This is a genomic window from Novipirellula galeiformis (genome assembly GCF_007860095.1).
Classification (GTDB): domain Bacteria; phylum Planctomycetota; class Planctomycetia; order Pirellulales; family Pirellulaceae; genus Novipirellula; species Novipirellula galeiformis.
Genome location: NZ_SJPT01000004.1, coordinates 822,038 through 834,372 on the forward strand (window position 1 = coordinate 822,038; position 12,335 = coordinate 834,372).

9 protein-coding genes are annotated in these 12,335 nt (G+C 56.7%); 1 reads left to right on the forward strand and 8 read right to left on the reverse strand.

What is annotated here, in order from left to right:
- The first annotated feature begins 53 nt into the window (after positions 1-53).
- Positions 54-2,291, forward strand: a complete 2,238-nt coding sequence (locus Pla52o_RS13915; RefSeq protein ID WP_146595192.1) for a protein kinase domain-containing protein — start codon at positions 54-56, stop codon at positions 2,289-2,291.
- A 178-nt stretch (positions 2,292-2,469) separates the two neighbouring features.
- Here the strand turns inward: Pla52o_RS13915 and hflC are convergent, their stop codons facing one another.
- The 8 genes from hflC to Pla52o_RS13950 form a co-directional block, all read right to left on the reverse strand.
- The gene (hflC, locus tag Pla52o_RS13920; protein ID WP_146595193.1) at positions 2,470-3,435 is read right to left on the reverse strand and encodes a protease modulator HflC; all 966 of its coding nucleotides are present in this window, start codon (positions 3,433-3,435) and stop codon (positions 2,470-2,472) included.
- Positions 3,432-4,421: an FtsH protease activity modulator HflK gene (gene hflK / locus Pla52o_RS13925; RefSeq protein ID WP_146595194.1), complete on the reverse strand. Its 990-nt coding sequence runs from the start codon at positions 4,419-4,421 to the stop codon at positions 3,432-3,434. The genes hflC and hflK overlap by 4 nt, the downstream gene beginning before the upstream one ends.
- 490 nt (positions 4,422-4,911) lie before the next feature.
- The gene (locus Pla52o_RS13930; protein WP_146595195.1) at positions 4,912-7,860 is read right to left on the reverse strand and encodes a serine/threonine-protein kinase; all 2,949 of its coding nucleotides are present in this window, start codon (positions 7,858-7,860) and stop codon (positions 4,912-4,914) included.
- 6 nt (positions 7,861-7,866) lie between these two features.
- Positions 7,867-8,133 (reverse strand): hypothetical protein, encoded by a 267-nt coding sequence (locus tag Pla52o_RS13935; protein ID WP_146595196.1) that lies wholly within the window; start codon positions 8,131-8,133, stop codon positions 7,867-7,869.
- Positions 8,134-8,136: 3 nt separating this feature from the next.
- Positions 8,137-8,304, reverse strand: coding sequence for a hypothetical protein (locus Pla52o_RS26915; protein ID WP_197169229.1), 168 nt, complete (start codon positions 8,302-8,304; stop codon positions 8,137-8,139).
- Positions 8,305-8,409: 105 nt separating this feature from the next.
- On the reverse strand, positions 8,410-9,000 hold the full coding sequence (locus tag Pla52o_RS13940; RefSeq protein WP_146595197.1) for a hypothetical protein: 591 nt from the start codon (positions 8,998-9,000) through the stop codon (positions 8,410-8,412).
- Between the two features lie 547 nt (positions 9,001-9,547).
- Positions 9,548-10,945, reverse strand: a complete 1,398-nt coding sequence (locus Pla52o_RS13945; RefSeq protein WP_146595198.1) for a TlpA family protein disulfide reductase — start codon at positions 10,943-10,945, stop codon at positions 9,548-9,550.
- 65 nt (positions 10,946-11,010) lie between these two features.
- Complete coding sequence (locus Pla52o_RS13950) at positions 11,011-11,715, reverse strand: hypothetical protein (protein ID WP_146595199.1); 705 nt, start codon at positions 11,713-11,715, stop codon at positions 11,011-11,013.
- Positions 11,716-12,335: the final 620 nt, after the last annotated feature.

Below are 12,335 nucleotides of genomic sequence, written 5' to 3' on the forward strand. Positions count from 1 at the left end.
TCCGATTTCGCATCTCGAGTTGTAATGCTTCGCTTAGGGACTGAATCAGACACATGGCTACCGAATCAGAGAAATCGATCTTCTTCAACGCGCTGGACATTGAGTCCCCGCGCGATCGTTCGGCCTATGTGGAACAAGCCTGTCGCGGCAATGAGCATCTTTTTAACGCCGTTTGTGCACTGCTCCGTGAAAACGATCGAGCAGAGAATCCGGTCGATCGGCCGCTGGCGCCCCCCTTTCTGCCGTCGCTGACGATGGATCAGTCAAGTGAGGTGAGCGATTCCCGGTTCGCACCGGGCACGATGGTCGGCCCCTACAGGTTGATGGAGCAAATTGGCGAAGGAGGGTTCGGGCTGGTCTTCGTCGCCGACCAACAGAAACCGGTTCGTCGCCGGGTCGCGCTCAAGATCATCAAACCGGGGATGGAAACTCGCGAGGTGATCGCTCGGTTCGAAGCCGAACGTCAAGCGCTCGCCATGATGGACCACGAAAACATCGCTCGCGTTTTCGACGCTGGGGTGACCGACGATGGCCAACCCTACTTTGTGATGGAACTGGTTCGTGGCGTTCCGCTAAACGAGTTCTCCGATAACCATCGACTCGACACGCGTGCACGGCTGGAATTGTTTCTGTCGATCTGCAATGCGGTTCAGCACGCGCATCAAAAAGGGATCATCCACCGCGATCTGAAACCATCCAATGTGCTGGTGACGCTACAAGACGGTCGGCCGATCGCCAAAGTGATCGACTTCGGCATCGTAAAAGCCATCGGCCAAACTTTGACCGATAAGACAATCTACACGCGTCTGTCCTCGATGATCGGCACTCCGGCTTACATGAGCCCCGAGCAAGCGGAAATGAGCAACGTTGATGTCGACACTCGCAGCGACATCTATTCGCTTGGGGTGATGCTTTACGAATTGTTGACCGGTTCGACGCCGTTCACTCGTGATCGCCTTAACAGTGTCGGCTTCGACGAGCTTCGCCGGATCATCCGCGAAGAGGAACCGCCACGCCCAAGCGCTCGATTTAGCACCTTGGGCGACAAAATTGCAACGACCATTTCAGCCAATCGTCGACTCGAGCCAGCGAAGCTCGTGTCGCTGATGCAGGGCGATTTGGATTGGATCGTGATGAAGGCGCTCGACAAAGATCGCGGTCGACGTTATCCGAGTGCCAATGCAATGGGCGAAGACGTGTCACGTTTTTTGCTCGGCAAGCCGGTCGAAGCCCGTCCCCCCTCGACCCTGTATCGGTTCACCAAGTTCGCGCGACGAAACAAAGTGGTGTTGGCAACCGTTTCGCTGGTCGCAGCCGCGTTGATCGTTGGAACCGTCATTAGCGTGTGGCAGGCAACCATCGCCTACGACGCGCTACAGCAGGCACAGCAAGCCGAATCAGCAGCGAATGATTCGCGGCAAGAGCTAAAGGAATTTACCGATCGGCTTCAGCAGGCCAACGCACTGTTGACTTCAGGCCGAGCGTTTGTCGAAGCAGGCAACCTAGGTGCAGCGCACAACGCGTACACTCAAGCGACCGAGGTTCAACCGAGGTACTTCCATGTCTGGATGGAACGAGGGCTGCTTTATGCAAAGTTGGGCTTATGGAATCGAGCCGCAGTCGATTTTAGCAAGGCGATCGAATTGGGGTGTCCCGTCGATCGTGCCGAGTTTATGGGGGTCGCGCAGCTGTTTTTCTTCCTGCGTAATGAGGCAACGTACCGGCTGCTTTCCAAATCGCTGGCCGATTCCAATGGCGGTTATCTGATCACCAAGCTGGGAGGGCTGCTGGTTGAACCTCTCGAGCAAGGTCTCGCGAAACAGCTCGCTTCCGAAGCGGAGCAAATGCTGGTCGACCGACGTTTGAACCTTCCCGTTGCACGGAATCGACTCTCACGTGCGCCGCGGGGTGCGAAGCTGTACCTCGCCGGTTGGGCGCACCTGCAAGCAGCGGATTTGGAGCAAGCGATTGAGCGTCTAGAGCAGTCAAATAGCGAGGACCCGTATTGGCCAGGCCGTGGTATCGGCGATCCGCTGCTGGCGATTGCCTATCATCAGGCCGGACGCGATGAAGAGGCAATCCGTGCGCTCGAACGCTCGTCAGGGTCGCTCAGTGATTGGTTGGATCAGTCGTTGACGAGACAACAGGGGGCACCACCGATCCCATGGTTTGACTGGGTTCAATTCCTGATCTCCCATCAACAAGCATCGATTCTGGTGACCGGTGAAACACCGCCCACCGATCCACGTCTTGCCGAGATGGAAGCGTTGGCAGTCGCTGCGATCCAGTGATCGACCGTAGCCGCAGGACTGCTAGTCTCGATGTTCCGCAACCCGATGCATCGGGTTAGAAGTTCTGCGTTGACGTTCAAAGATGAACGGCAAGGCTTCGGATAAGGCCACTTCGAAACGCATCAGCGCGGGACCGAGTCAAGCGTGATGGTCCCTTGCTCACTGGGTTACTGGGCAGCTACTGGGCGGGCGGATTGACGTGCTTGAGGAATTTAAAGATGTCGCTGCCGGTGGTCAGAATCAATGTGCTGTCGCCTGCGAGCATCTCTTCGTAAGTCTCCATCGTCTTGATGAACTCATAGAACGCGACGGAGTCTTCGCTCCGGTTGTACGCGCTGGCATAGATCTCTGTGGCCTTGGCGTCCGCGGTGCCCTGGATCTCCTGGACGCGTTTGTACGCTTCGGATTCGATCTCCAACAGGTCACGCTCCTTCTTGCCAAGAATCTTCGCCGCTTCGCCTTCGCCCTCGCTACGGAATCGTTCGGCGATCTGCTGACGTTCGCTGATCATGCGGTCATAGATTCGCTGCTGTACACTCTCGTTGTAATTGATCCGCTTGAATCGAACGTCGAGCAGCTCGATACCAAAATCGGTAAGTTTTTCGGAAGCCTTGTTAAAGATCTCTTCTTCAATCTTGGCCCGCCCTTTGGAAATCGGATACAGCACTCCAACGTTTCCGGGAGCATCGACCAGCACGGCGTCGCGATCCGGTTGACGGTCCTTGGTGGTCCTAATCACTTCGATCAATTCATGCTTGGCGATCGCGTTACGCGTTTCGCTGCCCAGGATATCGTCCAGACGTGACAACGCGCCCCGTTCATCCCGCAACCGCAGAAAGAACTGCTTGGCGTCGTGGATCCGCCAACGTCCAAACGTGTCAACGACAATGTAGGTTTTGTCTTTGGTTGGCATTTCATTCGGGCGACCGTCCCATTCGAGGAACCGTTTCTCGATGCGAGTGACTTCCTGAATGAACGGGATCTTAAAGTGCAAACCGGCATCGCTGATCGGATCGCCCACGGGCTTTCCGAACTGGGTGATGATCACCTGCTCGGTTTCATTCACCGTATAAGATGCATTAAACAGCAGAAAGACCGACAGTAGCCCGAATCCGATCAGTGCGGGAAGGGTGACATTTTTCATGAGGGGTTCTTTGGGGATTCAGCGGACAATTGCAATAGCGGCAAGATCTGACTGGCCTTCTCGTCAATGATGATCTTCTTGCCAAGGTTAGGAATGATCTGACGCATGGTTTCGATATAGATCCGTTGTTTGGTGACTTCAGGAGCTTTCAAATACTCGGTCATCACGGCATTAAACCGAGCGACATCCCCCTCCGCTTCGTTGACGCGTTTGAGTGCATATCCCTCGGCGGCTTGGATCTTCTGTTCGGCTTCGCCGCTGGCACGTGGAACGACTTTGTTGTATTCGCCGTTGGCCACATTGATTAACTGCTCACGTTCCTGTTGAGCTTGGTTGACTTCGTTGAATGAGCGTTGGACCGGCAATGGCGGGTTCACATTCTTCAGTTGAACCTGGTCGATGCTAAGTCCCAGTTCAAACTTATTCACCAGTTCTTGAAGTTGCGTCTGTGCATCGGCTTCAATCTCTTGGCGTCCCACGGTGATCACTTCGTCCACGGTTCGGTCACCCACGACGGTACGCATGACCGATTCCGAGATGGCTCGCAACGTTTGGTCGGGGTTGCGAACTTTGAACAAGTAAAGCTCGGGCTCACGCACTCGGTATTGAATGATCCACTCGACCGTTGCTGCGTTGAGGTCACCCGTCACCATGCCACGTTCGAGTGTCTGTTCCGTTGAAAATTGATTCGGGTTTGTCGCTCCGGTGGTGCCGAAACCGAACTCTTGTTTCAGTTGGCGTTTGACTGGCACCATCGCCACGCGTTCGATATTGAAGGGCAATTTAAATCGCAGTCCGGGTTCGGCGTTGCGGACATATTTACCCCACCGCAAAACCACTCCCTGCGATTCGGCTTGAACGGTGTAAACGCTCGTAAAGGCAGCGAAGACCAGCAGGACCGCGGGAATCACCCAGAGCACCCGCATGCGCTGAAAATCAATATCACGCCAGTCAAAGTCGCGCCAGTCGTCGGGATCAAATTTCATTGGGCCGTTGGTTCGTTCAAGTCATCAGGGTTTGGAGGATGGTGCACGCCAGCTTGGCGACATCGATTCCCATACTGACGCAAGTATAGCTTGCACTTAGCCATCGGCGGCAAAGTCGATCGCGAACCGAATGGGGGAGGCAAAGACGTTTCTAGCTCGAATGAGTGAAAAGCCGCTAACCGCCGGTTCCCATTGCGCTAATGCCAGCGGCTAACGACTTGCCGCACCGATTGCGGGCGAGAGCTAAGCGAAGTGCTCAACACGCTCAACGAACACGTTTCCATTAGATCGCCGATTTCCCACGAGATCGTCGATGACCCGCTTTACGTCAAAAATCGTCCGCTCCCCCCAAGCGGTACGTTGCCGGATTGGCGCGGTCCCTGACCGCCACCGCCTGGGCCGCGTGCGTCTGTCCTTGAACGCCTCACGGTTGAGCGTTGCTATCAACGGAACCGTTCGCAGAGTCCCAACCGATAAAATCCTCCTTCCCCTACCGAGTGTCCGTTTCGGATGTGTTGCCTTTTCCTTCGGTGACCAGCTTTTGAATGATTTGCTGAGTCTGAACGGCAAACGGATGTTCCTTTGTCTCAGGCTCGATCGCGTCCAAGTCGGCAACCGCGTTGGAGATTGCTACACGTTCTGCTTCTGTGTCGCCTTGCCGTCGGTGAACTTCGGCGTGACTTCGGTACAGCAACGCTCGCCAGCATCGATGGGGCATGCTGCCCGGCGATGCATCGACCAAAGACGACTGGATGGCAATGGCCTTTTCGAGGCGTTCCAGTCCGAGGGCGAAGTCGCCGCGCGAACGAGCGAGGCTCGATAGCTTGTGCAGAATGTGCACTTCGGAGACGGCGAACAGTTGTGTCTTGGGATTGGTGGACCGGAGCGGTTGTAATTCGGCGAGCGCTTCGTGAAGTCGCTCGTCCGCTTTGTTGGCCAATCGTTCCGAACCGAACTGTCGTCGCAGATTTACGCTGGCGAGTACTTCGACCAAGGCAAATCGAACGGGGGAATCGTCTGGTGTTCGAGACAGTCGTTCACGCAGGATTTCGGTGGCGGATAAGAGCTCGGACTGTCGAACCGCGGGCCGCTTTGCTCGACGTGAATCGGCAAGATGAATCCGCGCTCGCAACACGGCAACGTCACTCGCGTCATGTACCGAGGGATCCAAATCGCTCAGTAGCGACTTGGCGGTCGACAATCGCTCACGGGCGATTTGCGATTCCACCGGCGATCCGGTTTGGTCGCGGCGACGCTGGGGAGGCGGATCACCTAGAGAAACAAACGCATGCGCTAGCTGCAGTTTCAGCCGATCGTCCGGATCGGCGACAGCTTCGCCGGACTGGATTGCCATTGCGTAGGCTTCGTCCGACTTCGTGTAGTCCAATTTCAATGCGTAGACTTTGCCAAGCTCGTTGTACAAACGCGTAATGAGACTTCGTTTCTCATGGGTGGGTAAACCAGCCAAGTCGCTGCGTGTCTGCAAAAGTTCAATACTTTGGTTGAGTGTTGAAATCGCAGCGTCGGTCTGGCCGAGTTGTTGTTGAATCTGGGACAACCGAAGGCTCGCTTCAATCATTTGCCGAACAATGTCGGGCCGAGTTGGTGCTTGGTTAGCAAGCCGTTTGTACAGTGGCTGGATGTTTTCCAACACGCTTGCGGCATGCGGTGATGGGTTCAGCAGAAATTGTGTCGAATCCATTTCTCCCGTATCGATATCCCCCATTGCGGATGCCGGAATGGAAACAGCGTCCACAACGCCGTCGAGCGATTGCAGTGCGAGATCGACGGTTTGTTCGGATTGTGCGAGTGCCTCGCTGGTCCGCTGGTTGGCGGCAGATATCATCGCAAACCCGACCGAGGATGCGACGGTTGCGGCCAGCATCGACACGATGGCGATGCCGGTGACGCCAGCCAGTTTTGGGTTGCGACGACACCAACGAACAAGTCTTTGTAGCGCCGTGGTGCGTCGCGCAAGAATAGGCTCGTCTTTCAAGAAACGATTCAGGTCATCTCGCAAATCGGCCGCGGATTGATATCGATGTGCCGGCTCAGGATTGATCGCTTTGGCGACAATCGTCCGCAAGTCCGTGGGAACGTCGGCGCGAACATCCCTCAACGGCTTGATGAAATGAAGCCTCACGGCCTCCGGCAGTTGATGCGGCGTTAGGTCTTTGAAAGCGGGGGTGCCGGCCAACATTTCGTAGAGTGTCAAACCAACACCGTACACGTCGGACCGCTCATCGGATTGTCCTTGAAAACGTTCCGGTGCCATGTAGCGAGGGCTCCCGCTGAGTGCTTGCGTCATGGTTGGATCGTCTCGCGTGTTCCGCGCAATTCCGAAGTCGGTCAGTTGCGCGACGCCCTCTTCGTCGATAAGGATATTGGCGGGTTTCACGTCACGATGGAGTACGCCGTTGGCATGAGCGTAAGCCAGTCCGTCAGAGATCTGGACGGCGATTTCCGCTGCGGTGCGACAATCGAATGTTTGGATTTGCGTTTCGTCCCCCGCTTCGTAGCTACCGTCGCCAGACGGTGGATCCGGTTGTGCGCAATCCACGCTCTGGCGAGCGTAGCTACCGTCGCCCGACGGTGGTTTTGGTTGTGTGCAATCCACGCTCTGGCGAGCGTAGCTACCGTCGCCCGACGGTGGCCGGTTTTGTTCGCAATCCACGCTCTGGCGAGCGTAGCTACCGTCGCCCGACGGTGGTTTTGGTTGTGTGCAATCCACGTTCTGGCGAGCGTAGCTACCGTCGCCCGACGGTGGTTTTGGTTGTGTGCAATCCACGTCCTGGCGAGCGTAGCTACCGTCGCCCGACGGTGGTTTCGGTTGTGTGCAATCCACGCTCTGGCGAGCGTAGCTACCGTCGCCAGACGGTGGACCACCCGCTCTAGCGAGCGCATCGATGGGGAAGATGAGACGATCAAGCGACTTGCCTCGAATCAGTTGCATCACCAGATAATGCGTTCCATCGCACTGGCCTGTTCCGAAGATCGGCACGATGTTCGAGTGGTGCATCGCCGCCGCAGTGCTGGCTTCGCGTCTAAAACTCTGTAACGCATCGTCATCCAGTAAAGACTGCTTTGGCAGAACCTTGATCGCGACACGGCGTCCGAGCGACTCTTGTTTCGCTTCGTAAACGATCCCCATACCGCCGCGCCCGATTTCTCGCACGAGCTGAAAATCACCGAGTCTTTTCAGTACTCGCCCGGCAAGGGTCGCACTTCCGTCGCTTTCGGATTGCTGATCCACTTTAACCTTTTCGACCGAAAGCACCAACGGAAAGACGCGTCGGATTGGCTCGCTCAAATCGGGATGGCGAAGCGCGTATTCTTCGACGGTCGGTCGATCACCGTTGCGATAGCGTGCCACGAAATCGCTGGCGAGGATATCGACCGTTGCATAAGTGTCGTCGTCGATTGAATCAGGAAGTTGCATACGGTGTCAAAGTAAAGGGAAGTATTGAGGCGTTGAGTTGGAGCGGTTGATGCGATCGTAGCTACCGTCGCCCGACGGTGGATGGTCTTGTTCGTGATCCACGCTCTGGCGAACGTAGCTACCGTCGCCAGACGGTGGCCGGTCTTGTTCGCGATCCACGCTCTGGCGAACGTAGCTACCGTCGCCAGACGGTGGCCGGTCTTGTTCGTGATCCACGCTCTGGCGAGCGTAGCTACCGTCGCCCGACGGTGGCCGGTTTTGTTCGTGATCCACGCGCTAGCAAACGTAGCTACCGTCGCCCGACGGTGGATGGTCTTGTTCGTGATCCACGCTCTGGCGAACGTAGCTACCGTCGCCCGACGGTGGCCGGTTTTGTTCGTGATCCACACTCTGGCGAGCGTAGCTACCGTCGCCAGACGGTGGCCGGTTTTGTTCGTGATCCACGCGTTAGAGAGCGTAGCTACCGTCGCCCGACGGTGGATGGTCTTGTTCGTGATCCACGTGCTAGCGAACGTAGCTACCGTCGCCAGACGGTGGATGGACGACCATTTATCCATCATTCATTTTTTCATTCATTGCCCGAAACAGTCCGTTCTTTTGCAGGAATGAATGCGTCTTCCAAAATCGCGGCCAAAAGTCTTCCTGCCACAAACTCAATTCGGGATACCCCGGCACGAGGCATCCTGTGTACTTGTACTGACGAAAACCATTCGGTGTCACTAATTCAGCCCGTTCAGGATTGCGAGCGATGTAATCGACGAGATCGGTGAATGCTGAGTCTTTCCGTTCGTCGTCACGAAGCACTCGATCATGAGGCTGATGTTGGAAGCGGAATCCAATCTTGCTAAGTGCTTCATTGACATGTTTGCGAAAGTACTTGGATGCCTTCAATTGATCCGACCGCTCATCAATGCCAATCCAGACCGTGTGCAGATGGTCGGGCATCAAACAGAAAATCGGACATGTGAACGCGTAGCGAAATGCTGTATGGGTGAGCAATTCCCGAAACTTATAGAGGAACACCGGTCGCAGCCAGCCTGTCTTGCGGCCTTGAATTGTCATCGTCCAATGGACGTAGGCATGGCCGTGATAGTACTCCGGCCCCAGTCGCGGAAGATGCTTTTTTTCGTTGCTGGGCATTGGATTATGGCAGTGGTCGGGGTCCGGTCGTTTGTCTGAGTGAAATTCGAATTATCCACGTTTCGTGGTCGCGTAGCTACCGTCGCCCGACGGTGGCCGGTCTTGTTCGCGATCCACGCTCTGGCGAACGTAGCTACCGTCGCCCGACGGTGGCCGGTTTTGTTCGTGATCCACGCTCTGGCGAGCGTAGCTACGTCGCCCGACGGTGGCCGGTTTTGTTCGTGATCCACGCTCTGGCGAACGTAGCTACCGTCGCCAGACGGTGGCCGGTTTTGTTCGTGATCCACGCTCTGGCGAGCGTAGCTACCGTCGCCCGACGGTGGCCGGTTTTGTTCGTGATCCACGCTCTGGCGAGCGTAGCTACGTCGCCCGACGGTGGATGGTCTTGTTCGCGATCCACGCTCTGGCGAACGTAGCTACCGTCGCCCGACGGTGGCCGGTCTTGTTCGTGATCCACGCTCTGGCGAACGTAGCTACCGTCGCCCGACGGTGGCCGGTTTTGTTCGTGATCCACGCTCTGGCGAGCGTAGCTACGTCCGCTACGCTTTCACCGTCCGCCCGGCCTCTGTCCTGCACCGGGGCGGCCTTGACCGCCCTGACGTGCACCGCCCCCGCCGCCCGGAAAGTGACTGCGTCCATTGACCATGCCAGCCGATTTGTCTTCATCCAGCCAGACCGTGAATTCTTGTTGTACCGACTTACACCAACCCTTTTCTTTGTTGCACGCAAAGTACTGAATCTTTACCGAGATCGGTTTGTCCGCGTCCCAATCCTTCACGTCGACCAGAAACTCGCGTGGCTCATTGTCGGATTCGACCTGCAAACGCTTTGAATGCCCCGTCGCCGGAGAAACGGTCGCCCCTTCAGCAACAATCTTGTACTCCGGTGGACTGGCCAGGTTGTTCCAACTTGCTCCCAGCACCGGGTCTTGGCGAAAGCCCAGATACAGCTTACCTGATCTGGTCTCGATCAATTGTTGGTCCGCCTCGGGACGCAGTTTCACATAGCGGTTGGACTGATTGAATTCGATGGATCGCAAGGCAGAGACGGGATTGCTTTTCCCGCCCGACTCGACTCGCAACGGGACCGCTTTCCCTTCCACGCTAACTCGTTCCAAGAGCATTTCGCTTTCGGGTGTGAGGTGACGCTCGAAGCGAGGAAGGTTCAAGTCTACGGCGGTGGTCAGTGTTTCCGGCTTGCCGACCAGACTCTCCAACGACTCACGAAGGCTTGAGCCGCGGCCCCATGAATCACGATGAACCACTTTGCCCGACGAGTCGAACACAAACTGTGAATTCGGAGTCCCCATAAAATAAGTTTTCATTTGGTTGTCCATCGGATCAGTCAACCAGGGGATTTGCGTTCGCAGGAGTTCCTTGGCATGATCGACTTGAGCGAATCGGTCCTCGATCGATGACGGCTGCACGAATCCCCAATTCTCTGGGTGAGCCAGAGACTGGTACAGGAAGTAGAAGTCAACGCCTCGATCCTTGAAGTCGCGAGCGACCGCTTCAATCTCGGGGTAGGAACTTCGGTACGCGGGACATGTCAAACAGCCACCGACGATCACGGTGTACTTCGACTGCATGACGCTTTTAACGGGCACTAGCTCCCGATCAACGTTGTAGACCTTCAGGTCGGCAGGGATTTCGGTTCCGATAGGAAACTTCTCTTGAAACTCGATGTCACGCGGACGAACGCGATCGCGAGGCCCGCCGCCCCGCGACGCCTGACCGCCACGCTGGCCACCTTGTCTACGCCCCAGACCGGGGCGACGTTGTCCCGGTCCATAACCACGTTGTCCACTACCACGTGGACCTTGGCCAAACTCTTGGCCTTCTTGCCTTGGGTCCTGCGGAGGCTGTGCTTGCAACGTACCCGAAATCAGCACGATGGCTATACAAGTCGCGAAGCTGTACAGGACTTGAATGATGGAACGTTTCATGGATGGCTCTTCGTTTTAGTCGGTTGATTTTTTGCTGGCTGGGAATACGGAATGGAACCTCGTCGCTACGGGCGTCGGCCTTGAGTCGGCTTGTTCAGCGGAGCGTCGCCAGTCGGATTCAGTTGGTTGCGTCGAAACTGCGACGCCAATACAAGTCGCTCGGCGCGGTCAAGCTTGCCATCTTTGTTGGCGTCGGCGATGGCAAAGGCTTTCTGCATATGCTCGGGCAATTCGGACTTGTCGAGCGAGCCGTCCTGGTCCTCGTCAAAGGCCATGAGTTGCTCGGCAAATTCAGCATCAGCTTGCGCAGGATCGCCGCCGCGACCACCACCACCGCCGGGACGTTCGCCCCCGGATGGCCCGCCCCCAGATGGTCCGCCTCCACCAGGTCGCCCGCCACCCTGCATCGCACCACGGGGGCCTCCGCGACTTTGCCCTTGCCGATTCGGTTGCTGGCCCGCCCCGCTTGGACGCAATTCTTCGGCCGTCAGCTTTCCATCGCGGTTTTGATCAAGCTTTCGCAAGGCAACGGTTGCCGCGTCGATCTCCATCGCCGACAGTTCGCCATCACCATCGGCATCAAAGATGCGAAGGAGTGGTGGTGTTTGCTGACCGCGGCCTTGCGAGTTGGGGCCACCCATCCCTTGTCCGCGTCCGCCCGGTCCACCTCCTTGGCCAAAACGAGCACCCGGAGGCTGCGCGTTGGCAAGTGAATCGTTTAGCAACAAAGCCAAAGCACAGAAAACAATGAGCAACGACAGACGCTTCATGACTAGTCCCAAGGAAGTTTCAATGAGGAGGGTTCACAGCCTTAAACCCCACGCCTGAGAAACATCTACAAGGAACTCTGAAAAGAAATTTGGGAAGCGGTTTTTAGGCGTAGCTACCTTCGCCAGAAGGTGGACCGGTCTGTGCTCACGCCACGCTCTGGCGAGCGTAGCTACCTCCGCCAGAAGGTGGACCGGTCTGTGTTTACGCCACGCTCTGGCGAGCGTAGCTACCTTCGCCAGAAGGTGGATCGGTCTGTGTTTACGCCACGCTCTGGCGAGCGTAGCTACCTTCGCCAGAAGGTGGACCGGTCTGTGCTTACGCCACGCTCTGACGAGCGTAGCTACCTCCGCCAGAAGGTGGGCCGGTCTGTGCTTACGCCACGCTCTGGCAAGCGTAGCTACCTTCGCTCGAAGGTGGATCGGTCTGTGTTTACGCCACGCTCTGGCGAGCGTAGCTACCTTCGCCAGAAGGTGGGCCGGTCTGTGCTTACGCCACGCTCTGGCAAGCGTAGCTACCTTCGCTCGAAGGTGGATCGGTCTGTGTTTACGCCACGCTCTGGCGAGCGTAGCTACCTTCGCCAGAAGGTGGGCCGGTCTGTGCTTACGCCACGCTCTGGCAA